This is a genomic window from Halopseudomonas sp. 4NH20-0008 (genome assembly GCF_057548395.1).
The window spans coordinates 113,131-133,508 of sequence record NZ_BAAJMD010000009.1 but is presented as its reverse complement, the minus strand read 5'-3'; the positions used below and the strand labels follow the sequence as shown (position 1 = coordinate 133,508).

The 20,378-nt window shown below is 57.7% G+C and carries 27 protein-coding genes; 15 read left to right on the top strand and 12 right to left on the bottom strand.

All coding sequences use genetic code 11. The features are described 5' to 3' along the window. Positions 1–110: 110 nt before the first annotated feature. From AC27HQ_RS10915 to AC27HQ_RS10900, 4 genes are all read right to left on the bottom strand, one after another. Entirely contained in the window at positions 111–1,808 is a 1,698-nt protein-coding gene (locus AC27HQ_RS10915; protein ID WP_487156193.1) for a hypothetical protein, read from the bottom strand. A 746-nt stretch (positions 1,809–2,554) separates the two neighbouring features. After that, positions 2,555–3,343 (bottom strand): phasin family protein, encoded by a 789-nt coding sequence (locus AC27HQ_RS10910; protein WP_487156192.1) that lies wholly within the window; start codon positions 3,341–3,343, stop codon positions 2,555–2,557. 20 nt (positions 3,344–3,363) lie between these two features. Then, on the bottom strand, positions 3,364–3,786 hold the full coding sequence (locus AC27HQ_RS10905; RefSeq protein ID WP_487156191.1) for a phasin family protein: 423 nt from the start codon (positions 3,784–3,786) through the stop codon (positions 3,364–3,366). 107 nt (positions 3,787–3,893) lie between these two features. Continuing rightward, entirely contained in the window at positions 3,894–4,169 is a 276-nt protein-coding gene (locus AC27HQ_RS10900) for a polyhydroxyalkanoic acid system family protein (protein ID WP_487156190.1), read from the bottom strand. Between the two features lie 158 nt (positions 4,170–4,327). On the opposite strand from AC27HQ_RS10900, the gene ubiE reads away from it, so the two are divergent. Genes ubiE through AC27HQ_RS10855 form a run of 9 tightly spaced genes read left to right on the top strand, consistent with a single transcriptional unit; the run spans position 4,328 to position 10,196 of the window. Next, positions 4,328–5,089: a bifunctional demethylmenaquinone methyltransferase/2-methoxy-6-polyprenyl-1,4-benzoquinol methylase UbiE gene (ubiE, locus tag AC27HQ_RS10895; RefSeq protein WP_487156189.1), complete on the top strand. Its 762-nt coding sequence runs from the start codon at positions 4,328–4,330 to the stop codon at positions 5,087–5,089. Then, complete coding sequence (locus tag AC27HQ_RS10890; protein WP_487156188.1) at positions 5,089–5,712, top strand: ubiquinone biosynthesis accessory factor UbiJ; 624 nt, start codon at positions 5,089–5,091, stop codon at positions 5,710–5,712. Before ubiE ends, AC27HQ_RS10890 begins: the two co-directional genes overlap by 1 nt. Beyond that, positions 5,709–7,301 (top strand): ubiquinone biosynthesis regulatory protein kinase UbiB, encoded by a 1,593-nt coding sequence (ubiB, locus tag AC27HQ_RS10885; RefSeq protein WP_487156187.1) that lies wholly within the window; start codon positions 5,709–5,711, stop codon positions 7,299–7,301. Before AC27HQ_RS10890 ends, ubiB begins: the two co-directional genes overlap by 4 nt. Before the next feature lie 51 nt (positions 7,302–7,352). Continuing rightward, positions 7,353–7,766 carry a phosphoribosyl-AMP cyclohydrolase gene (gene hisI, locus AC27HQ_RS10880; RefSeq protein ID WP_487156186.1) on the top strand — a complete coding sequence of 138 codons (414 nt, stop codon included), beginning with the start codon at positions 7,353–7,355 and terminating at the stop codon, positions 7,764–7,766. Further along, on the top strand, positions 7,759–8,091 hold the full coding sequence (locus AC27HQ_RS10875; protein ID WP_487156225.1) for a phosphoribosyl-ATP diphosphatase: 333 nt from the start codon (positions 7,759–7,761) through the stop codon (positions 8,089–8,091). The genes hisI and AC27HQ_RS10875 overlap by 8 nt, the downstream gene beginning before the upstream one ends. A gap of 23 nt (positions 8,092–8,114) precedes the next feature. Next, the gene (gene tatA / locus AC27HQ_RS10870; RefSeq protein ID WP_487156185.1) at positions 8,115–8,345 is read left to right on the top strand and encodes a twin-arginine translocase TatA/TatE family subunit; all 231 of its coding nucleotides are present in this window, start codon (positions 8,115–8,117) and stop codon (positions 8,343–8,345) included. Positions 8,346–8,351: 6 nt separating this feature from the next. Continuing rightward, on the top strand, positions 8,352–8,732 hold the full coding sequence (tatB, locus tag AC27HQ_RS10865; protein WP_487156184.1) for a Sec-independent protein translocase protein TatB: 381 nt from the start codon (positions 8,352–8,354) through the stop codon (positions 8,730–8,732). Then, positions 8,725–9,492, top strand: coding sequence for a twin-arginine translocase subunit TatC (gene tatC, locus AC27HQ_RS10860; protein WP_487156183.1), 768 nt, complete (start codon positions 8,725–8,727; stop codon positions 9,490–9,492). Before tatB ends, tatC begins: the two co-directional genes overlap by 8 nt. Continuing rightward, positions 9,489–10,196, top strand: a complete 708-nt coding sequence (locus AC27HQ_RS10855; RefSeq protein ID WP_487156182.1) for a 16S rRNA (uracil(1498)-N(3))-methyltransferase — start codon at positions 9,489–9,491, stop codon at positions 10,194–10,196. Before tatC ends, AC27HQ_RS10855 begins: the two co-directional genes overlap by 4 nt. Here AC27HQ_RS10855 and AC27HQ_RS10850 read toward each other — a convergent pair. Further along, positions 10,193–10,678: a winged helix-turn-helix transcriptional regulator gene (locus AC27HQ_RS10850; RefSeq protein WP_487156181.1), complete on the bottom strand. Its 486-nt coding sequence runs from the start codon at positions 10,676–10,678 to the stop codon at positions 10,193–10,195. The genes AC27HQ_RS10855 and AC27HQ_RS10850 overlap by 4 nt on opposite strands. Positions 10,679–10,785: 107 nt before the next feature. On the opposite strand from AC27HQ_RS10850, the gene AC27HQ_RS10845 reads away from it, so the two are divergent. Then, a complete protein-coding gene (locus AC27HQ_RS10845) occupies positions 10,786–11,514 on the top strand; it encodes an SDR family oxidoreductase (RefSeq protein WP_487156180.1) in 729 nt (242 codons plus the stop codon). A 27-nt stretch (positions 11,515–11,541) separates the two neighbouring features. Then, a complete protein-coding gene (locus AC27HQ_RS10840) occupies positions 11,542–12,129 on the top strand; it encodes a DsbA family protein (RefSeq protein ID WP_487156179.1) in 588 nt (195 codons plus the stop codon). A 15-nt stretch (positions 12,130–12,144) separates the two neighbouring features. Here the strand turns inward: AC27HQ_RS10840 and dtd are convergent, their stop codons facing one another. Together dtd and pip are read right to left on the bottom strand one after the other, a co-directional pair. Continuing rightward, positions 12,145–12,582: a D-aminoacyl-tRNA deacylase gene (dtd, locus tag AC27HQ_RS10835; protein ID WP_487156178.1), complete on the bottom strand. Its 438-nt coding sequence runs from the start codon at positions 12,580–12,582 to the stop codon at positions 12,145–12,147. Positions 12,583–12,588: 6 nt separating this feature from the next. Continuing rightward, complete coding sequence (gene pip / locus AC27HQ_RS10830; RefSeq protein WP_487156177.1) at positions 12,589–13,563, bottom strand: prolyl aminopeptidase; 975 nt, start codon at positions 13,561–13,563, stop codon at positions 12,589–12,591. Between the two features lie 75 nt (positions 13,564–13,638). On the opposite strand from pip, the gene AC27HQ_RS10825 reads away from it, so the two are divergent. Then, positions 13,639–14,067: a hypothetical protein gene (locus tag AC27HQ_RS10825; protein WP_487156176.1), complete on the top strand. Its 429-nt coding sequence runs from the start codon at positions 13,639–13,641 to the stop codon at positions 14,065–14,067. A 59-nt stretch (positions 14,068–14,126) separates the two neighbouring features. Here the strand turns inward: AC27HQ_RS10825 and AC27HQ_RS10820 are convergent, their stop codons facing one another. Both AC27HQ_RS10820 and AC27HQ_RS10815 read right to left on the bottom strand, forming a co-directional pair. Then, complete coding sequence (locus AC27HQ_RS10820) at positions 14,127–14,708, bottom strand: NnrU family protein (RefSeq protein ID WP_487156175.1); 582 nt, start codon at positions 14,706–14,708, stop codon at positions 14,127–14,129. Positions 14,709–14,748: 40 nt separating this feature from the next. After that, positions 14,749–16,071: an META domain-containing protein gene (locus tag AC27HQ_RS10815; protein ID WP_487156174.1), complete on the bottom strand. Its 1,323-nt coding sequence runs from the start codon at positions 16,069–16,071 to the stop codon at positions 14,749–14,751. Between the two features lie 151 nt (positions 16,072–16,222). Between AC27HQ_RS10815 and AC27HQ_RS10810 the strand changes: the two genes are divergently transcribed. The 3 genes from AC27HQ_RS10810 (at position 16,223) to AC27HQ_RS10800 (ending at position 17,914) form a co-directional block, all read left to right on the top strand. Further along, positions 16,223–16,891, top strand: a complete 669-nt coding sequence (locus AC27HQ_RS10810) for a VTT domain-containing protein (RefSeq protein WP_487156173.1) — start codon at positions 16,223–16,225, stop codon at positions 16,889–16,891. Between the two features lie 90 nt (positions 16,892–16,981). Next, entirely contained in the window at positions 16,982–17,380 is a 399-nt protein-coding gene (locus AC27HQ_RS10805; RefSeq protein ID WP_487156172.1) for a YkgJ family cysteine cluster protein, read from the top strand. A 180-nt stretch (positions 17,381–17,560) separates the two neighbouring features. Then, on the top strand, positions 17,561–17,914 hold the full coding sequence (locus AC27HQ_RS10800; RefSeq protein WP_487156171.1) for a DUF805 domain-containing protein: 354 nt from the start codon (positions 17,561–17,563) through the stop codon (positions 17,912–17,914). Between the two features lie 108 nt (positions 17,915–18,022). Here the strand turns inward: AC27HQ_RS10800 and AC27HQ_RS10795 are convergent, their stop codons facing one another. The 3 genes from AC27HQ_RS10795 to AC27HQ_RS10785 all read right to left on the bottom strand — a co-directional run bounded on the left by AC27HQ_RS10795 (position 18,023) and on the right by AC27HQ_RS10785 (position 20,377). Next, on the bottom strand, positions 18,023–18,949 hold the full coding sequence (locus tag AC27HQ_RS10795) for an alpha/beta hydrolase family protein (RefSeq protein WP_487156170.1): 927 nt from the start codon (positions 18,947–18,949) through the stop codon (positions 18,023–18,025). Between the two features lie 331 nt (positions 18,950–19,280). Next, positions 19,281–19,766 (bottom strand): pilin, encoded by a 486-nt coding sequence (locus AC27HQ_RS10790; protein ID WP_487156169.1) that lies wholly within the window; start codon positions 19,764–19,766, stop codon positions 19,281–19,283. Further along, positions 19,763–20,377 (bottom strand): hypothetical protein, encoded by a 615-nt coding sequence (locus tag AC27HQ_RS10785; protein ID WP_487156168.1) that lies wholly within the window; start codon positions 20,375–20,377, stop codon positions 19,763–19,765. The genes AC27HQ_RS10790 and AC27HQ_RS10785 overlap by 4 nt, the downstream gene beginning before the upstream one ends. Position 20,378 lies beyond the last annotated feature (1 nt).

Below are 20,378 nucleotides of genomic sequence, written 5' to 3'. Positions count from 1 at the left end.
CTTTCAGACCAGCTCCTTTGATCTTTGTACACTGAGGGTGTGGCCAACCCGCGAGCGCGGGCAGCAGATGTGGCCCTGAGCCAGATTAAAGGGTTCAGGGCCAGCCAGGCTTATATTCTGAAATCCGGGAAAGGCGTTTTGGTTTCTTTGGGCGGGACAGTAGCGGTTTTGTCTTGAGCAGCGCTGGCACCCTGGTTCATCACTTCAGCGGTAACGCCTTTGGCTTTTTTGATGGAGTTGGCCAGGTCTGCGGCTGTTGCTTCAATCTCACGCTGCAGCACCTTCTGCTCTTCCAGTGCCGAGCGGGTAATTTCCGTCGCCTTGTCGCTGATGTCCTTGTAGGTCGCCAGCTGTTCAATGGCTTTGGACAGCTCATCATTTTGCAAGTGCATATTGGTCGCATTCTTGATTGCTTCGTTCTGCGCAATATCATGCGTGATGGTGTTCATATTGTTCAGCGTGTTCTGTGTCGTGGTACGCGCTTCATTCAAGGCAGCGGACGAAACAGCGGTCAATACGGTACTCAAGCGACTGGCGATACCCGCCGTACCGCTGGTGTGCATCTTGCGGGTATGGCTGATCTGCTGGTTATTGGTATCACGCATGGACTTGATGTTCATGCTTTCTTCCTGCAACTCACCCAGCGTGCTTAATGTATCTACCTTGGACGCCGTTAATGTCTCAATATGCTCGTTAACGGCCTCGAGTTTATCTTCACGTTCATATTGCGCCAGGGTGGTTTCTGCCTCGGGAACAGTACTAAAGGCGTTGGATATCTCGGCATTACTGACTTCTGCGTCTTTTATACCGTCGCTGACGACGGCAAAAATACGCTTCATGTTGCCGTTTACCGTATCGACATTCTTGATCTGTGATTTGATCTGGTCCATCCGCGACAGCACTGAACCGGTGCGCTCGTCCGTTGTATTGACAAAGTTCAGCGCCGCTTTTACCAGACTTTCCTGACGATCCTTATGCTCGGCAGAGGTAATATCCAGCAATTCACGCAGCTGTTCTTTTTCCGTTGCGAACTCGGCAAACCTGGATTCACGGTTGAAGGTGGTGGCTTCAATCGTTTCACGTAATGCCGTAGTGGCCTGTTTATGGTTTTCGATCAGCACTTCTTTGCGTGCGATGGTCTGCAGCGCGCTTTTCTTGGTGCCACCCAGACCAAACCAGGAACGCTCGCCACGCAGGGCTGCGATATCCTGGTTCAACTCCAGAATACTGGCCTCAAGCGCATTCAGCTCTGCTTCCTGCTCGGCGCGCAGCTTTTTGATCCGCTCTTCTTCTTCCTTGTCTTCCTGGATCTCTTTGAACACATCGTACATGGCACCATCGCTGGCCATGTTGAGTCGGTGTACGGCATCGATGATTTCAATCAGGGGCGTGATCTGCACTTCAAAGTTGAGCAGTGCCGAGTTCATGTCTTCAAAAACCGCTTGTAACTCAGAAAAGGCTTCGGTGTCGGCAAGACGGATAATTTCTTTCGACATCTCTTTCCGATACGCCATCAAGTATTCTTTGAACTCTTCAAAGGCGGCGAGTCTGGCTTCATTTTCTTCTTTTGATTCTGTCGCGTCATAGGCTAACGCTCTGGCGACAGCATCTTTTTTTTCAGTTGGGGAGGCGTCTGACTGAATGACAATTTGGTGAAACGGGTTGCTTTCGATTTGAGCAAACTGGTTGGAAATCGTACTTTCTTCCGTCTTCTCAGTGGTTTCGACAGCGCGTTTCTTGGTGTATTTTTCGACCGCTTCATCCGCGAGCGATGTTGACGTTCTGCCTTTGGCAGCACCTTTTGCCATTATGTTCATCCTTAAAATATGAATACTTCATTAATCTTGACCGTTAAGCTCTAGCCCAACTGTGCACGCATTATATGACAATGCCGATGGCCGGCAAAACGAGAACGTGAACCAGTAGACAATTCAATGAAATATAGTTGGGCCTGTTTTAATGTCTGGCCTTTTTAGGGATTTAGATGCGAAACAGAGTGAAATCAATCGTAAATAAAGGTTGGTTTGCTTACCATCTCGCGCCCATACAAGACAGGATCAGACAGGGTGTTTGGGGAGGGGATGCAAACGGGGTATTCGCGGTCAAGCCCGCTCCTACAGAACCCTGTGCCGACCATAAGATCCTGCAGCCACACCGACCGTGTAGAAGCGGGGTTCGCCGCGAACGGCCGCTCGGTAGACCAACGACAAGCCGTTCAAAATCTGCGGCGTTACCCGTACATCACCCATAAAAAAACATCCCGCACGAGTCAGGTCCCAATGGCACCTTGACCTATGCAAGCGGGTATTCGCGGTCGAGCCCGCTCCTACAGAACCCTGTGCCGACCATAAGATCTTGCAGCCACACCGACCGTGTAGGAGCGGGCTCGACCGCGAACAGCCGCTCGGTAGATCAACCACAGGCCGCTCACGATCTGCGCCGTTACCCGTACATCACCCATAAAAAAACACCCCGTCCGAGCCAGGCCCGAGCGGGGTGTTTTTGTTTATCCTGTTAACCCGTTGATCTAGCCGGGAGAACGGGATGCCAAGCCTTAGCTTGCTGGCTTATCAGCTGCCGGTGCTGGTGTGGCAGCCGGTGCTGGCGCCGGTGCCGCTGGCTTGGTCGCTGCCGGTGTCACCTTGGGAGCTGCCTTTGGAGCAGCCTTGGGCTTGGCCGGTGCTTTGGGCTTGGCTGGCGCCTTGGGCGCAGCTGGCTTGGCGGCTGGCTTCGCAGCGGGTTTAGCCGCTGGCTTGGCTGCCGGTTTTGCTGCTGGCTTGGGCGCAGCTGCTGGTTTGGCAGCTGGCTTCGGCTTGGCTGCAGCCTTGGGAGCGGCTTTCGGCGCTGCCAAGGCTGCCGGTTTGGCGGCGGCTTTGGGCGTTGCCTTGGGGGCAGCCTTGGCCGGGGCCTTGCCGCCAGTCAACTTGCTGATCAGTTTGGTCAGCTCGTCAACCTTGGCATTCAATGCCTTGACCTCGTCACGGGAGGGAACTCCCAGGCGGGAAACAGCGTTGTTCAGGCGCTTGTCAAAGGCTTCTTCCAGCTCGTTCCACTTGCCTGATACCTTCTCGCGGGCCTGTTCGACCTTTGATTTGGCAGCGTCAACGGAATTCTTCTTGCTCTTGCCGGCTTTGCCTTTGATGGATTCAACCTGCTTGTCAATTTCAGCCTTGGCCGTCTTTTCAGCAGCCTCGCCGTCCTTGATCAGGTTTTCGAAGAGCTTGGCGCCCTCCTTGCCAACTTTGGCATAAGCACCCAAACCAGCCAGCCAGATTTGACGTGAGTAGTTCTCGATCTCACTGACCCAGCTGCTGTCCTTATCCTGCTTCTTTTTACCCGCCATGGAGTTACTCCTATATGACCTTACTTGCTGTCGATCGACTTGAGTGCAGCACTCAGATCATCAAGCTTAGCAGACAACTGGTCAATGTCCTTTTTGCTCGGAATACCCAGGCGGCTCAGGGCAGAAGCAACGCGGTCATCAAATACTTCTTCGACCTTGTTCAGGCTGCCACCAGTGCGGGCCTGGATACGGTCCTTGATGCTCTCTACCTTGCTGTTGACCAGTGTGGTAGCGGACTCAACCTGAGTGGCAACCATCTCTTTGCCTTGCTTCTCAACGGCTTCGCCTTCGCTGACCAGTTTCTTGAAGTAGTCTGCGCCTTCTTTGCCCGCTTTGGCGTAGGCACCCAGGCCAGCCAACCAGATCTGGTGTGCATAGTTCTTGATGTCACCGGCAACAGAGGCGGTGGTTTCTTCAACTTTCTTAGCAGTAGCTTTAGCCATGGTTAATACTCCTGATGTGAATTAAAAACTGGATCGTTAGTGATCCTTGATGGCCAAGCTACTCAGATAATTTAGAAAACACATACTAGAAACCGAAATAACCGCTATCAGCCAAGATACTTGACCAGCGCCTTTTCGATCTCACCTTTAACCATGCCGGCCATGGGCGTCAGCATCAGACCCAGCTTTACCGTGACCCTGACCTTGTCTTCATAGACGGATATGCAGCCATCGGCACCGCTGCGCTTGAACTTCAGGTCATCGCCTTCCCAGGTGCAGGTGGCATCCAGTTTCTGGGCCAGTTTATCGGCCAGGAGCTGGGCCTTTTCACGTGCGGATTCCTTGCCGAGGCTGTGCTCGCGGGTAATATCGACAGTTGCCATGTCAGTCTCTCTTATTTGCACTGTTGGAAAGCCATAGCATGCCGCAAAGCCTGTGGCACGTCACCTTGCAGATGCGACCCTGTGACCACCGGAAAACCCCCGCGTGGGGCAAAAATGCGGTTAGAATGAGCGCTGATTTGCCCAGGCAGACGGATACCATGAGCGATAAGCAAAACTCAGAAAACACCACACACTTCGGTTTTCAGACCGTGGCTGAATCAGACAAGGCCAGCAAGGTTGCCGAGGTCTTTCATTCCGTGGCGGCCAAGTACGACCTGATGAATGACCTGATGTCAGCGGGCATTCACCGTTTGTGGAAGCGTTTCACCATTGAGTTATCCGGCGTACGTGCCGGCAATCGAGTGTTGGATATTGCCGGAGGCACTGGCGATCTGACGCGCAAGTTCTCGCGCCTGGTAGGCCCGGAAGGCGAAGTGGTGCTGGCCGACATCAATGAATCAATGTTGCGCGTGGGCCGCGACAGACTGCTCGATCTAGGTGTGGCCGGCAATGTGCGCTTTGTCCAGGCCGATGCTGAAGCCCTGCCCTTTCCGGACAACCACTTTGACTGCATCACCATTGCCTTTGGCCTGCGCAATGTGACCCACAAGGACACCGCCATTGCTTCGATGTTGCGGGTACTGAAGCCCGGTGGTCGGTTGCTGGTACTGGAGTTCTCCAAGCCGGGCAACAAACTGCTGTCCAAAGCCTATGACCAGTATTCATTCAAGCTGTTGCCGTTGATGGGCAAGCTGGTGACCAACGACGCCGAGAGCTACCGTTATCTGGCCGAGTCGATCCGCATGCACCCGGATCAGGAAACCCTCAAGGCCATGATGGAAGCGGCCGGGTTTGCCCGCGTCAGCTATCACAACATGACCGGTGGCGTGGTCGCGCTGCACCGGGGCATCAAGCCCTGATGCTCAGTCAGGCGCTGCTGGCCGGGGTCGAGCGCAGCCTGGCTGCGGCACTCGCCCGCGATCCTCTGACAGCGAGGCGGCTGGCCGCCCTGCAGGGCAAGGTGATTGCCCTGCAGGGCAGCGAACCGGACTGGCAAGTCTTTCTTTTCCCGGCCGAGGCACGTATCGATCTGATGTTGGCCTATGACGGCGAGGCCGATTGCCGCTTGAGCGCACCTAGCTCTTTGCTCGCCAGACTGCTGGTCAGCGATCAGCGTCAAACCCTTCTGCAAGACCCACAGGTGCAACTAAGTGGCGACAGCCAGGTGCTAGTCAGCCTGCAAAATGCGCTGGGTGGCTTGCGCCTGGATGGCGAAGCCGAACTGGCGCGCTGGCTTGGCCCGGTTCCGGCCCATGCACTGGCTGGCTTGCTGCGAGATGGCTGGCAGTGGGGCGGGCAGGTGCGCCAGAGTCTGGGTCGCAGCCTGTCCGAATACCTGACCGAGGAAAGCCGGCAACTGGTTGGCCAAGCCGAAGCCGAGGTCCGTGCTGAGCAACTCTATCAATTACGCCTGGACCTGGAGCGGCTGGAAGCCCGCGTGCAACAGCTTGAGCAACCCGACCCGGAATCACCCGACACATGAATCTGACTGCCCTGTTTCGCCTGCTGCGTATTCTGCAGATCATCTGCCGTTACCGCCTTGATCAGTTAGTGCTGGACGTTCCACTACCCTGGTACGGGCGCCTGCTATTAAAAGTCGGCCCCTGGCGACTGCACCGCACGCCACGCGATCTGGGCCGGGGTGCACGGCTGCGGCTGGCCTGCGAGGATCTCGGCCCGGTCTTTGTGAAGTTCGGCCAGATTCTGTCCACCCGACGTGATCTGCTGCCTGATGATATTGCCGAAGAACTGGCGCGTCTGCAGGACAAGGTGCCGCCCTTCCCCGCTGAACAGGCGCGGCAACGTATCGAGGAGCAGCTCGGGCAGTCGATTGACAGCGTGTTTGCCAGCTTCAGCGATCAACCCCTGGCGTCAGCCTCGGTCGCACAGGTACATGCAGCGCGACTGAAGGACGGTAGCGATGTGGTGGTCAAGGTCATACGTCCGGGTATTGGCCAGGTCATTCACCAGGACATGCAATGGCTGTTTCTCTCCGCTCGCCTGCTTGAGCGCCTGTGGGTAGAAGGTCGGCGCTTGCGCCCGGTCGAGGTGGTCAGTGATTACCAGCACACCATCTTCGATGAGCTGGACCTGTACCGTGAAGCGGCCAACGCCTCGCAGCTGCGCCGCAACTTTGAAGACTCGCCACTGCTGTATATCCCCAAGATCCATTGGGACTGGTGCCGCCACAAGGTACTGGTAATGGAGCGCATCAACGGTCTGGCCGTCACGGACATGGCGGGGCTGCAGGATCAACGCACCGACATGAAAAAACTCGCCGAGCGCGGCGTGGAAATCTTCTTTACCCAGGTGTTCCGTGACAGCTTTTTCCACGCTGACATGCACCCGGGCAATATTTTCGTATCGCGCAGCCATCCCTGGGAGCCGCAGTATCTGGCTGTGGACTTTGGCATCGTCGGCAGCCTGACGCCGGAAGATCAGACCTACCTGGCGCGCAATCTGATGGCCTTCTTCAAACGCGATTACCGTCGTGTGGCACAACTCCACATTGATTCGGGCTGGGTGCCGGCAGATACCCGGGTGAATGAATTCGAGGCCGCCATCCGCAGCGTCTGCGAACCGATTTTTGAGCGCCCGCTGAAAGACATTTCCTTTGGTCAGTTGCTGCTGCGGCTGTTCCAGACCGCGCGGCGCTTCAATATGGAAGTCCAGCCACAACTGGTCCTGCTGCAGAAGACGCTGTTGAATATTGAAGGTCTGGGCCGCCAGCTGTACCCCGACCTGGATTTATGGAATACCGGGCAACCCTATCTGGAGCGCTGGATGCGCGAGCGCGCCCTGCCACCGCAGCAACTCAAGCATTGGCAACAGCAGCTGGAACAGATTCCGCCGCTGCTGCACAGTGCCCGTCAGGCCCTGGATCGACTGCCCATGGACTGCGCGCCAGCTACCCCGGCCCGTGGCAGTACCGCACTGCGCCTGGCCGGCTTGCTGCTGACCCTGGTCGGCGCCAGCAGTCTGGGTGCCGACCCCGGTCAATGGCTGGATGCCTCTGCGACCCAGGGGTTGTTGATTCTGCTCGGCGGCTGGCTGATCCTGCGCCATCCCTGAGCCGCTGCAAAGCACTGGCACACCTGACCCCATAACTGGCACACTTCGTCCATGACCAACGCAAACACCACTACCGACTGGCTGGACAGCATCAAATGGGATGCCGATGGCCTGGTTCCCGCCATTGCCCAGGACGTGCACACCCAGCGCGTACTGATGGTGGCCTGGATGAACCGCGAAGCCCTGCAGCTGACCGCTGAAGAGGGCCGTGGCATTTACTGGTCGCGCTCGCGTCAGAAACTCTGGCGCAAGGGCGAGGAGTCCGGACATATCCAGAAGGTGCACGAGTTGCGCCTGGACTGTGATGCCGACGTGATCATTCTGATGATCGAGCAGGTGGGCGGCATGGCCTGTCACACCGGCCGGGAAAGCTGTTTCTACCGGGTCTATCGCGATGGTCAATGGCAGGTGGTTGACCCGGTCATCAAGGATCCGGAGCAGATTTATGCACAGCAACATGACTGACACCCTGGCCCGTCTGGCCGAGGTACTTGAGCAACGCAAACAGGCCACAGCCGACAGCTCCTATGTCGCCAGTCTGCACGCCAAGGGCCTGAACAAGATTCTGGAAAAGGTCGGCGAGGAATGCACCGAAACGCTGCTGGCGGCCAAGGATTGCCAGCACAGCGCGGACAAGTCCGACCTGGTGTATGAAACAGCCGACCTGTGGTTTCACAGCCTGGTGATGCTCAGCCATCTGGGCCTGGGCCCGCAGGACATACTGACTGAACTGGAGCGGCGCTTTGACCTCTCCGGTCTGGCGGAAAAAGCAGCACGTCAACCTGATTAGGGCTCTGGCCCGGGAGAATTGCAATGGGATTCGGCGGCATCAGCATCTGGCAACTGGCGATCATTCTGCTTATCGTCATTCTGCTGTTTGGCACCAAGCGCCTGAAAGGCATTGGCTCGGACCTGGGCGAGGCGATCAAGGGCTTCCGCAAGTCGGTGAACACCGAGGAGGAAAAACCCCCGGTGCAGAACAAGCCCGGTGAAACCCTCGACGTTGAGCCGCAAAAGAAGCAGGACAGCCAGTCCGGAGACTGATTCAGCATGTTCGACATGGGCTTTCTGGAACTGCTGGTGATCGGCATCGTCGCGCTGCTGGTGCTCGGGCCTGAGCGCCTGCCTGGCGCTGTGCGCACAGCCGGGCTGATGATTGGCCGGATCAAGCGCAGCTTTGCCGAGGTGCGCAGTCAGGTCGAGCGTGAAATCGGTGCTGACGAGATCCGCCAGCAACTGCATAACGAGCGCATTCTGGCGGACATAGCGAAACGCAAGGAGAGCTCAGCGGGCCAGCCCGAAGGCGACACCAGCCTGTCACAGGACAGTCAACCGACTGTCACAGACTCCAGCGACACTGCAGAGCCCGGTGTCAGAGTAAGCCCCGATGACCGCGCAACCAAACCTGTCAAAGCCCAACCCCATGAGTGACAAACGCAGCCCGGCCAAACTGGCCGACGACATGCCTCTGGTTGCCCACCTGACCGAGTTGCGCTCACGACTGCTGCGCATTGTGCTGTTGTGGATGCTGATCTTTGCCGGGCTGTTCTATTTTGCCAACGATCTGTACAGCTTCATTTCCGAGCCGTTGCGGGTATTTCTGCCGGAAGGCACCAGCATGATTGCCACCGATGTGGCCTCTCCCTTCCTCACCCCGTTCAAGCTGGCACTGGTCAGTGCCCTGTTCCTGGCCATGCCCTTTGTGCTGCATCAGGTCTGGGGCTTTATTGCACCGGGTCTATACAAGCATGAGAAGCGCCTGGCTGTGCCTCTGCTGGCCTCGAGCATCTTTCTGTTTTATGCCGGCATGGCCTTTGCTTATTACGTCGTCTTTCCCCTGGTGTTCGGTTTCTTCACCAGCGCCGCACCCGACGGGGTGACGGTGATGACCGACATCAACAAGTACCTGGACTTTGTCCTGACCCTGTTCATGGCCTTTGGTCTGGCTTTTGAAATCCCGGTGGCCACGGTATTGCTGGTGCTGGCTGGCGTGGTGGATGTAGCCAAACTACGGCAAATCCGCCCCTATGTGGTGGTGGGTTGTTTTGTCATCGGCATGTTGTTGACCCCCCCGGACGTGATCTCCCAGGCCTTGCTGGCCGTCCCCATGTGGCTGCTGTACGAAGTCGGCATTCTGTTCAGTCTGCTGATCAAGCGCAGACAGCCCGCGGATGACACGCCTCCGGCATGAACCTGCTGCTGCTGCATGATGCTGACTTTATTGCCACCGACCGGATCTGTTTGCGCGGTCGGCGTTTGCAGCACCTGATCAGCGTACACCAGGCCAGCGTCGGCGACAGCCTGCGCGCCGGGCGCATCAATGGCTTGATGGGGCAGGCAACGCTGCTCAGCCTGGATGCCGAGCAGGCGGAACTGCATGTCAGGCTGGACCAGCCGCCACCGGCCAAATTGCCGTTGACCCTGTTGCTGGCCATGCCGCGACCGAAGATGTTTCGCCGCATTCTGCAGCACTGCGCTACCCTCGGCGTGGCCGAGATCATTCTGCTGAACAGCTACCGGGTGGAGAAAAGCTTCTGGCAGACGCCCTTTCTGCAACCCGAGCAGATTGAAGAGAATCTGCTGCTGGGCCTGGAACAGGCGCGCGATACCCTGCTGCCCCGGGTGCAGATCGAAAAGCGCTTCAAACCCTTTGTTGAAGATCGCCTGCCCACTGTGCTGGAAGGTCGGCTTGGTCTGCTGGCCCACCCCGGCGATTATCCCGACTGCCCCCGTGCGATTGATCAGCCCTGCTGCCTGGCAATTGGTCCCGAGGGCGGCTGGATTCCCTATGAAGTGGACATGCTCTGCGCCGCTGGCTTTGAGCCGGTGCAGCTGGGTGAACGGATTCTGCGGGTGGAAACGGCTGTGACGGCATTGATCGGCCGACTGTTCTAGTCCGCTGCTCGGGCAGGCAGGATGGAACCCTCTTCCCAGCCCTCGGCCACTTCCACGCGAATATCCCGTGCGCCAACCGGCTCGGCACATTCTGAGCAGACCAGTAGCGGACGCATGACCTGACCGCAGGTTTTGTGCACATGGCGAATCGGCGCGCCGCGCTGATCGGCCATATGCCGGTCGCCCCAACTGACCAGCGTCAGCAGCACCGGATGCAGGTCCAGGCCTTTTTCGGTCAGCCGATACTCTTCACGCAGGGGACGCTGCTGATAGGGCACCCGCTGCAATACGCCATGCTCAACCAGCTTTTTCAGCCGGTCAGCGAGCAGGTGACGGGTGATACCCAGGCGCTGCTCGAAGCCGTCGAAACGGCGCACGCCAAGAAAGCAGTCACGCAGTATCAACAGGGTCCAGCGGTCACCGATCACCGACAGGGTGCGCGCCAGCGAACAGGGTTGCTGATCCAGGTCTTCCCAACGCATGTCGATTCCCCTTGATAATGGACGTCTACAATAGCTTGACAAGTTCCAAAAAGAAACTGACTATCGAGTTAGTTTCAAAAAGGAACTAACTAATCGAGGAGTCCAGCATGTCCCGATCCCCTGTTGCACTGGTCATTGGTGCTGGCGATGCCACTGGCGGTGCCGTGGCCAAACGCTTTGCCCGCGAAGGCTTTACCCTGTGCGTCACCCGCCGCAATGTCGAGCAGCTGCAGACACTGATCGATGAGATCCAGACCAGCGGCGGCAAAGCCCATGCCTTTGGCTGCGATGCCCGCAGCGAAGAGCAGACCCTGGCCCTGTTCGCCGAGATCGAACGGGGCATCGGGCCGATTGAAGTCATGGTGTTCAACATCGGCGCCAATGTCCGCTTTGGCATTACCGAGACCACCGAGCGGGTTTATCGCAAGGTCTGGGAGATGGCGGCGCTATCCGGTTTTCTGGCCGGACGGGAAGCCGCCCGGGTCATGCTGCCACGCGGTCGTGGCACCATCATTTTCACCGGCGCCACCGCCTCACTGCGGGGCGGCAGTGGCTTTGCCGCCTTTGCCAGCGCCAAGTTTGCCCTGCGCGCCTTGTCCCAGAGCATGGCCCGTGAGCTGGGGCCACAGGGTATTCATGTGGTGCATCCGATCATTGATGGCGCCATCGATACCGCTTTTATCCGTGACACTTTCCCGGAGCGCTATGCACTGAAGGATGAGGACGGCATCCTCAATCCCCAGCACATTGCCGAGCAGTACTGGCAACTGCATTGCCAACCACGCGATTGCTGGACTCAGGAGCTGGACTTGCGGCCCTGGATGGAAACCTTCTGACCACACCCACAACACAGGCACACCCCCATGAGCAAACAGATCGAGTTCTTCTTTGATGTTGGCAGCCCGGCCAGCTATCTGGCCTGGACCCAATTGCCGGCTCTGGCTGAGCGACATGCTGCGACCATTGTCTGGAAACCCATGCTGCTGGGCGGCGTCTTCCAGGCCACTGGCAACAGTTCACCGGCCACCGTGCCGGCCAAGGGCAACTACAGCCGCCGAGACTTCCAGCGTTTTGCCCGTCGTTACGGGGTAACGCTGAGGCACAACCCCTATTTTCCGATCAACACCCTGCAACTGATGCGTGGCGCCACCGCGTACCTGGGAACCGAGGATTTCCAGCGCTACCTGACGGCGGTCTTCAGCGCCATGTGGGTCGAGGAAAAGGATATGGGCCAGCCGGAAATCGTTGCCGAGGTACTGTCGCGTGCCGGTTTTGATGTGGCGGCGGTGATGCAGCGGATCAGTGATCCGCAGGTCAAGGAGCAGCTCAAGAGCACTACCGAAGACGCTATCCAGCGCGGCGTTTTTGGCGCACCAACGCTGTTCGTCGGCGAGGAGATGTTCTTTGGTCAGGATCGCCTGGAGTTTGTTGAAGAGGCGTTACAGGATTGAGCAGCCAGGCCCGGCTTACATCTCCAGCAGAAAGGTGACCGGGCCGTCGTTGACCAGATGCACCTGCATATCGGCGCCAAAGCGGCCGCTGGCCACCTTGGCATGGCTTTGCCGGGCACGCTGCAACAGGTAGCTGAACAGCGCCTCGGCCTGATCCGGCGCGGCGGCTGTGGAAAATCCGGGCCGGCGGCCTTTGCGGGTATCGGCGGCCAGGGTGAACTGTGACACCAGGAGCAAGCCGCCGTGGATATCCGTCAGCGAGCAGTTCATGCGCCCGTCGGCATCGGCAAAGACCCGGTAGTCGAGCAGGCGCGCCAGCATTCTGTCGGCCTTGGCCTGGTCATCCGCAGGCTCGATACCGACCAGCACCAGCAGGCCCTGATCAATGGCGCCGACCACCTCACCTGCAACTTCAACGCGGGCCTGACTGACCCGCTGCAGCAGTGCCTTCATACGCGCTTATTCGACCAGCGGCGGTAGATTGAGCAGTTGCCGTGACAGCGTCTCGGTGGCGCGTACCAGGGCATCGGCTATGCCGGTCTCTGAGGCAGCATGGCCGGCATCACGGATAATCTTCAGCTCACTGCCGGGCCAACGCTGATGCAGGCTGTAGGCATTGTCCAGGGGGCAGACCATATCGTAGCGACCATGCACGATAATGCCGGGGATATGTTCGATACGTGACATGTTGGCCAGCAGTTGATCCGGCTCGAGAAAGGCCTTGTTAATAAAGTAATGGCATTCGATGCGGGCAATGGCATAGGCACGCCGGGCGTCGCTGAAGCGATCGACCACCTGCGAGCTGGGTCGCAGAGTGGCGCAGCGGCCTTCCCAGATCGACCAGGCCTTGGCCGCATGCATGCGGCAGATCTCGTCGTCACCGGTCAGCCGCCGGTAGTAGGCCGCCACCATGTCGTGTCGTTCATCCTCGGGGATCAATGACAGGTAATCTTCCCAGTAATCGGGAAACACATGGCTGGCGCCCTCCTGGTAGAACCAGCGAATATCCTGATCCCGACAGAGAAAAATACCTCGCAGTATCATACCCATGACCCGGTCAGGATGAGCCTGGGCATAGGCCAGGGCCAGCGTTGAGCCCCAGGAACCGCCAAACAACACCCACTTGTCGATCCCCAGGTGCTCGCGCAGCGCCTCAAGATCCTCAATCAGGTGCTGCGTGGTGTTGTTTTCCAGGCTGGCATGCGGGGTGGAGCGTCCCGAGCCACGCTGGTCAAAGGTAATGATGCGATACACCGAGGGATCAAAGAAACGCCGACTGAGACTGTCGCACCCGGCACCGGGTCCACCGTGGATAAACACCACTGGTAGACCATCCTCGGCCTGACCACTCTCGTCAACATAGAGCACATGGGGTGCCTGAACGGCCAGTTCATGACGGGCGTAAGGTTTGATCTCAGGGTACAACAGCTGCATGATGGGCTCCTGGCCTGGGTGGCCGCCCTAGATGGCGGCAGGTTCATTCGACAACATTACTGACAGGCGAGGCATATGTCACCTACACGCTGTATTACCCTGTTGATGCTGGTGCTGTGGCTGGCCGGTTGTGGTCAGCAAAGTGCCGATGAACGACTGAACCAGAGCCTGACGCAGCTGCAGGAGGCGATTGAATCGCGCTCTGCCGATCAACTGATGGCTCGCCTGCATCCGGATTTCATCGCCAACCAGCAATATGATCGCGATTGGGCCAGGCGCACCGCCAGCCTGCTGTTCCTGCAGAACCAGCGCGTCAATCTGCTGGTCATCAGCCAGCAAACCCGCATTGATCCGGTATATACCGGCCAGGCCCGCACCCAGGCACAGATCAATCTGAGCGGTGCACAGCGCTTTATTCCCGACAGCACCCGCCTTTACAGCGTGACGCTGAACTGGCTGGAAGAGGATGGCGAGTGGCTGTTACACCGACTGACCTGGGAGTGATCGCAGGATCAAAGGCCAACCCTTTTGCGGCCAGGCCTTGACCGCGAATGTCGGGCTGATCAGCCGCCGAAGGGTTTGACGCCAATCAGCAGGCCATGCAGCCAGAGGGCAAAGCCCACCCAGGCCAGCAACCCGACCACGACAACCACTATGTCCATGCTGACACGCACCGGTCCGGCCGCAACACCGGCCAGGCGATCACGCCGACGACTGACGATATACAGCGCCACGGCCCAAGCCAGAAAGCCACCAAACAGCAGCACATCAGCCAGGGTGCCGTTGGCAATCAGGTGCGCAATGGCCCAGAACTTCACACCCAGCAACATGGGATGACCGACCCGCGCCTTGATATGCGAACCCGGTATATAGGTCGCCGCCAGCAGAATAAAGGCCGGAATGGTCAAGAGTGCAGCCAGATGGCGCGTCCAGACCGGCGGCACCCACAGCCAGGTGGGAGACAGTCGCGCTTCGCCGTAACCCCAGATGATCAGCGCCAGACCGACCAGCGAAAGCAACGCATAAGCCCCTTTCCAGGGCAACAGGCCGTGGCGCGAGATCTGCGCTGCGCGCCAGTGCGGCGCAAACAGGCGGGTTGAATGCACGCCGAGGAAAACAAGCAGACCGATGATCAATGCCAGCATGGAATTATCCTTGTTCTAATGGGACCAGAACCAGGCGCGCTTACTGCACGCGCGCGGTCAAACTCTGTTCAGAGTCGCTATAGAGTATCAGGGCGCCGTCGGCACTGATATCAAAACGCTGTACTGCAGCCAATGCAGCCAGCACCCGCTGCTCCTGCTCCATCAATGAGGGCGCACAGGCCTTCATGGTACTACCTGCCGACGACACGCTCAGACCCTCGCCACTCAAGCGATACTCGGCAAAATAGTTGTTACATGAAGCCATCCCCGCCACGCGGCCTTCAGGCAAAAAATTAAGGGTGATGCGTGAGCGATCGATAATGCCGCCGCCATTAACATCCTCAACCACCCATTCAATGCCCTGCAGCAGTCGCGCTGGTTCACCGCCACAGCCCTGCAACTGCTCGCCGTTTGCCAGCGTCAGCTCAACACCGTGCGGATAGGGCATGCCCGTCATGCTGTCATGACAGAGCTGCGCCTTGATGGATGCTTGCATGCTGTAATCGCCATCACCGATCTGCAACGGCAAGATCCCGCCGGCGGGTTCGCCCCGCTGATAGGCCGCCGAAATCGGAGTCTCCGCGTCCAGACGCTGCAGCAGCGCCTGGCCCTGATCCAGCTGCAACTGCCAGAACGGCTCGTTGCCCTGGGCGCTGAAGGGTTCAACAATATCGCCGGGAGCAACACAGGTCGGATAGGCCTGGCCATTCAGACTCAATTGCGCCTGATGTCCCTTGCTCCAGAAGTGGGTATCCGGATCGGCCTGCGCCTCATAGCGGGATCCCGAAGCCGCAACCACGGGCAACAAGTTGTATGTCTCGCCTGCCGCTTCAAGAACCAGTGTAGCGCCTTCATAGCCGACGCTGATCTGCAGGCCACCACACTGCATCACGCTGCTGAAGGCGCTTTTGCGGTATGGCATCAGCATCAACTCGCCCAGCTCGGTAGGGCCTGCGGTCAGCTCAAGATTGATCGGTTCGGATAGCCAGGTAAGCCGTCCATCCTCGCGAATACCCGCGCGAAATTGATAGGCCGTACCGCTGTATTCAGGCTCAACCACCACCGGCCAGTCAAAGCTGATCGGCACCTGACGGCCATCAAGACTGAAGCGGGTTTCAGCCCGCAGCGCGTCTGCCGGGCTGGCTGCCTCAGGATCACGCAGCTCAAGCACCACCTCGCTACCGGGCGCCAGGGCAATCCGGGCACGGTAAGTCAGGCTACCCGTGAATCGTTGCTGCTGCTCGACTGCCTGCTCAGGAGCTGGCGCTTCAGCCTCGCTGCGCTGTACTGCGTTATCGCTATCATCGTTACAGCCGACCAGAATGGCCAGGCCAGTAAGGGTCAGGGCAGTCAAAAACCGCATGGTCTTTCTCCGTCAAATTAAGCTCCACCTCAGACACCCACCCAAGCAGTGCGTTCAACCCGCTAATTAGTGGTCACGGCGGATGTCGCTCTGTTGCTTTTGCTAGGGTTGCTTGTCACCATCAGTATCCGATCCCATCAGGGCATGCAACATGTTCAGATATAGCCACCCGCGCCTGCCCATGCTGATTCTGATTGGCTTTGCCCTGTTGCTACTGATTGCCGCTCTGCTGCCCATCAGCGTAGGCGATTTATGGCAGTGGGGCGAAAAACTGGCTGGACACCCACTGGCTATCGTTGGCATCGTGGTGTTAATGGCCGTGACAATGAGCTTTGGCCTGCCTGGCAGCCTGCTGTTCTGGATCATCGCCCCCTTTCATGCGCCTTGGCTAAGCACCTGCATGCTGTTGGTCGGCAGCATAGGCGGCGCATTGGGGGCCTATCGCGTCGGCAAGCGGCTGGGTGACAGATGGCGGCCGGACAAGTATGCACGTCAGGTGTTGCGTCTACTGGGCAGCCGTAGTGATTTTCTAACGCAGTGTGCACTGCGCATTCTGCCCGGTTTCCCACACGCGTTTATCAACCTGGCTGGCGGTGTGCTGCATCTGCCGCTGCTGTCCTTCAGCCTGGCTGCGCTACTGGGCCTGGGCATCAAGTGGAGCCTGTATGCCCATGCTGTACATGGCATGGTCTCGGCCAACCGAGCGGAACAGGCACTGAGTGTCTACGCCATGCTGCCGCTGTTCATATTTGCTGGGCTGATGATTCTCGGGGCATTGCTCAGACAACGCTGGCTGCGCAAGTCGCAACAGCCAGAGTAGCCCTGCACAGTTACCCATTTGTGCGCTAGCCCCTGCCTGCAGCCTCGTTCATCGATTATCATGCGGGCTCGATCACCCCGGGTTGCGAACATGAAACCACCTCTGATCAAAGCCGCCGATATTGACCGTACCGACACCTGGCAACGCTACCGCAAGGGCCTGTGCGACAACTGCCATGCCAGTTGCTGCACCCTGCCGGTGGAAGTACGTCTGAACGATTTGATCCGCCTGGGCCTGGTTGACGAGTTCGAACGGGCTGAGCCGCTCAGGCTGATTGCCCGGCGCTTGCAAAAGAGCGGCGAGGTGGAGCGTTTCAACCACGGCACAGAGATCTTCACCCTGAGCCGTATGGCCAACAATGACTGCCTGTATCTGGACCCCGTCAGCAGGCGCTGCAGTGTCTATGCCCTGCGTCCGGATACCTGCCGCAACCACCCACAGGTCGGGCCGCGCCCAGGGTTCTGTGCTTATCGCCCGGCTATTTATTGATCAGGCTAAGTCCCCGAAATGAAAGCGCCCGGGGCGCTTTCACGTGGTGTTTTCTTTATTAATATTAAGTAGTTGCCAGAATGGCATTCCCTTTGTGGTCGTTAACCGTTACATTTTGAAACGGGGAACAGGACGGTTACGTTCTCTTAATACTAAAAAACAACTCACAAGGAGAGTTGCATGGAGCACTTCGTCAACGCAATCAAGCTGCATTATGCTGACTTCACAGGGCGAGCCACCCGCACGCAGTACTGGATGTTCTATCTGTTTTATATCCTGATTTACATTGGTCTGGGCGTTATTGATTACATCATCGGCATGAACCTGCTGACGGCGCTCTTCGCTCTGGCTCTGCTGATCCCCAGTCTCGCCATCGCTGCCCGCCGCCTGCATGACACCAACCGTTCCGGCTGGTGGCAGTTGATTCTGCTTATCCCTGTGATTGGCGTCATTGTCCTTATTGTCTTTCTGGCGTCTGATACCCAACGGGAAGATAACCAGTACGGCCCTAACCCCAAGGCTGATCAGATTTGATGCAACACTGATAGCTCAGGGTTAAAAAAACCCGCTACGTTGAACGTAGCGGGTTTTTTATTACCTACGATTCAAGGCACCCGCATCAGCCGGTGCCCTGCCTCCCTGTTAGTAAGGGCAGTTACCGCGATACTCGGAAATATCACGATCAGACGCGTGGTTCGGACCACAGAGGAACTGGCTGTAGCGGGTATCCTCATCGAGGAAGCGCTTCATCCAGGACACACCGAAACGGCCCAGCTCGGCATCGTAAGAGCCGAAACCACCGCCATTGCCGCAGTAGTGGCTACCACCGTTCAGCTCGACAAAGGCCTTCTCGATGCTGTTAGGAACATTGTTGTAGAAGGGTGAGGCATGATTGCGAACAGGTGCAATAACGTCTGATTCACAGGCAATAATCAGAGTCGGCGCACTGACACGACGAGCATAGAAGGAGGAGGTATCCCAGGGTGCCAGCGGAATAGCCGCCTTGATGCGGCCCTCACCAGCAACACGAATTGTGCCGCCGCCACCCATGGACCAACCGATGACACCGAGACGGTTAGTATCGATCATGCCACGGACCGGGCTGCCGCTGGCGCTGTTCTGGCTGACCAGATAGTCCAGTGCATTGTTGATCTGACGTGCACGGCTCGGCGGCTGATCAAAGCCACTGTTGGTGTCGATGGTCATGACCACGAAACCGTAGGACGCCAGCTTGGGGCCCCACCAGTCGATGGACGACTCGGCCGAGACAAAACCTGGAATCACGACGATAGCGGCCATGGTTCCGGTGGTGTTATTGGGGTAGTGGATTGTGCCTCCACCAAAACCGCTCACCAGACCCGAGACACTGCGTGTCGAAACGCTGTGCTGGCCGCGAGAGCCCTCAACAAAGGACAGGGTCGGATTGGGGCCGCGCTGAAACACGCTATTACCTGGATCAGGATTGGTGGGTGGCGGCGTGGGGTTGGACGCCATAACCGAGGCTGACAGCGCCAGGGCACCTACGGCAAGGGCAGAAAACAATGATCTGCTGATTAGGTTGGCTTTCATAAAAGCTCCAATTTCATCTTGTAGTTGTTTTTGCATATTGCTGCGCTTTCAATTAGTGCCTCGAAATGAGCAATATTGCGCGCAGGATCATTAGAACCAATCGAGACAGTCTGTCCCATACCCCGTTCGGGCGATATTTGTATTGCGGATGGCAATCTGGCTCTCAGGCGTGGATTACTCTCGGCAATGAGACCGCTGTGCAACGGACATGGGATGAATCAATAGCGGGATAAGGCAGTCAGACATGGACCTGCGCAAGCCTGAAGATAATCGCTTGCGCAGGGCCATCAAGGGCGAGGGTCATGCGCTCCCCTGTTGAGGGGCAGCCGGACTAGCCGCGTTGTCGGCAAATGGCGGGCAGAAACTCGGACTCCAGATCGGTGCGATTTTCACCAATCGCCTGCATGCCTTCTACGGCCTCATCATAACCGCATAACCAGGAAATCGGGCTGGTCGGACTACCAATGACCACCGCCGGCCGAAAGCTCAAGGTCTTACCCTGTAGGGCAGTTGAAGCCTTGTTGCCCATGGTGACATGGATGGCGCCCTGCTCCAGTACCACGCCGGTAATACGATTACCGATCAGCTGCGACGGCATCGGCAGACCTGCTGCGGCATTACTCGCAGGAAAGTCCAGGTGCTCTTCATAATGTGCATTGACCTTGGAACGCACGCCGCTGGCCATGCTGAAGGCCTCGGTAACTTCGCTACGCTGAATATAGACCTGGTAGGCCGGCAGGGATATGGACGCCAAAATTCCGATAATGGCCACCACGACCATCAGTTCTATCAAAGTAAAACCGTGCATCCTGCTCATACCACCTCTCCTAACATGAAAATCGGTGAATAGGCGCTGTTGATGAAGAACAGCACATTGGCCACTACCAGCAGTGCGATAGCTACTGAGATGACGCGCATCTGCCGCTCACACTGTTGAACCAGCTCCTGCAAGGCAATGCCCGACATGATCTGCATTTCACGACCCAGATCCATCCCGCAGCGCTGAATATCGGCCAGGTGCACGTCGATGACACTGTTGTTGTCCAGCGACGGGCGCAAAGGAAACGTCAGAATATCCTGCAAGGACAGGTACGCACGTTTGATACCTGGCAACAGAAGAAAGCCCAGGGGCAGCTTCCTGTCAGCCACCACCGGCAAACGCAGCAACCTGCGCAGGGTCAGCCCGATTAACAGCGCCAGCAGCAATAACAACATCACGGTCAAGGAAAAGACGTGCCAGTACTCATGCAGAAAGAACACACTGGCGGGCAAAGGCACATCAAAGGCCTTGAAGGTTTCAATAAAGGCGGGCAATACCTTGATCTGGTAAATCGCGCTCATGAAGAAAAAAATCACAGCAACAAAGCCCAGGTAAATCAGCACCCGTTTGAACTGCATGGCCCGGTCCACCAGACTCAGCTGACCCATG

Excerpts from the sequence above, each read along its gene's own strand:
- AC27HQ_RS10915 (WP_487156193.1), bottom strand. The coding sequence starts at position 1,808 with ATGGCAAAAGGTGCTGCCAAAGGCAGAACGTCAACATCGCTCGCGGAT.
- AC27HQ_RS10910 (WP_487156192.1), bottom strand. The coding sequence starts at position 3,343 with ATGGCGGGTAAAAAGAAGCAGGATAAGGACAGCAGCTGGGTCAGTGAG.
- AC27HQ_RS10905 (WP_487156191.1), bottom strand. The coding sequence starts at position 3,786 with ATGGCTAAAGCTACTGCTAAGAAAGTTGAAGAAACCACCGCCTCTGTT.
- AC27HQ_RS10900 (WP_487156190.1), bottom strand. The coding sequence starts at position 4,169 with ATGGCAACTGTCGATATTACCCGCGAGCACAGCCTCGGCAAGGAATCC.
- ubiE (WP_487156189.1), top strand. The coding sequence starts at position 4,328 with ATGAGCGATAAGCAAAACTCAGAAAACACCACACACTTCGGTTTTCAG.
- AC27HQ_RS10890 (WP_487156188.1), top strand. The coding sequence starts at position 5,089 with ATGCTCAGTCAGGCGCTGCTGGCCGGGGTCGAGCGCAGCCTGGCTGCG.
- ubiB (WP_487156187.1), top strand. The coding sequence starts at position 5,709 with ATGAATCTGACTGCCCTGTTTCGCCTGCTGCGTATTCTGCAGATCATC.
- hisI (WP_487156186.1), top strand. The coding sequence starts at position 7,353 with ATGACCAACGCAAACACCACTACCGACTGGCTGGACAGCATCAAATGG.
- AC27HQ_RS10875 (WP_487156225.1), top strand. The coding sequence starts at position 7,759 with ATGACTGACACCCTGGCCCGTCTGGCCGAGGTACTTGAGCAACGCAAA.
- tatA (WP_487156185.1), top strand. The coding sequence starts at position 8,115 with ATGGGATTCGGCGGCATCAGCATCTGGCAACTGGCGATCATTCTGCTT.
- tatB (WP_487156184.1), top strand. The coding sequence starts at position 8,352 with ATGTTCGACATGGGCTTTCTGGAACTGCTGGTGATCGGCATCGTCGCG.
- tatC (WP_487156183.1), top strand. The coding sequence starts at position 8,725 with ATGAGTGACAAACGCAGCCCGGCCAAACTGGCCGACGACATGCCTCTG.
- AC27HQ_RS10855 (WP_487156182.1), top strand. The coding sequence starts at position 9,489 with ATGAACCTGCTGCTGCTGCATGATGCTGACTTTATTGCCACCGACCGG.
- AC27HQ_RS10850 (WP_487156181.1), bottom strand. The coding sequence starts at position 10,678 with ATGCGTTGGGAAGACCTGGATCAGCAACCCTGTTCGCTGGCGCGCACC.
- AC27HQ_RS10845 (WP_487156180.1), top strand. The coding sequence starts at position 10,786 with ATGTCCCGATCCCCTGTTGCACTGGTCATTGGTGCTGGCGATGCCACT.
- AC27HQ_RS10840 (WP_487156179.1), top strand. The coding sequence starts at position 11,542 with ATGAGCAAACAGATCGAGTTCTTCTTTGATGTTGGCAGCCCGGCCAGC.
- dtd (WP_487156178.1), bottom strand. The coding sequence starts at position 12,582 with ATGAAGGCACTGCTGCAGCGGGTCAGTCAGGCCCGCGTTGAAGTTGCA.
- pip (WP_487156177.1), bottom strand. The coding sequence starts at position 13,563 with ATGCAGCTGTTGTACCCTGAGATCAAACCTTACGCCCGTCATGAACTG.
- AC27HQ_RS10825 (WP_487156176.1), top strand. The coding sequence starts at position 13,639 with ATGTCACCTACACGCTGTATTACCCTGTTGATGCTGGTGCTGTGGCTG.
- AC27HQ_RS10820 (WP_487156175.1), bottom strand. The coding sequence starts at position 14,708 with ATGCTGGCATTGATCATCGGTCTGCTTGTTTTCCTCGGCGTGCATTCA.
- AC27HQ_RS10815 (WP_487156174.1), bottom strand. The coding sequence starts at position 16,071 with ATGCGGTTTTTGACTGCCCTGACCCTTACTGGCCTGGCCATTCTGGTC.
- AC27HQ_RS10810 (WP_487156173.1), top strand. The coding sequence starts at position 16,223 with ATGTTCAGATATAGCCACCCGCGCCTGCCCATGCTGATTCTGATTGGC.
- AC27HQ_RS10805 (WP_487156172.1), top strand. The coding sequence starts at position 16,982 with ATGAAACCACCTCTGATCAAAGCCGCCGATATTGACCGTACCGACACC.
- AC27HQ_RS10800 (WP_487156171.1), top strand. The coding sequence starts at position 17,561 with ATGGAGCACTTCGTCAACGCAATCAAGCTGCATTATGCTGACTTCACA.
- AC27HQ_RS10795 (WP_487156170.1), bottom strand. The coding sequence starts at position 18,949 with ATGAAAGCCAACCTAATCAGCAGATCATTGTTTTCTGCCCTTGCCGTA.
- AC27HQ_RS10790 (WP_487156169.1), bottom strand. The coding sequence starts at position 19,766 with ATGAGCAGGATGCACGGTTTTACTTTGATAGAACTGATGGTCGTGGTG.
- AC27HQ_RS10785 (WP_487156168.1), bottom strand. The coding sequence starts at position 20,377 with ATGGGTCAGCTGAGTCTGGTGGACCGGGCCATGCAGTTCAAACGGGTG.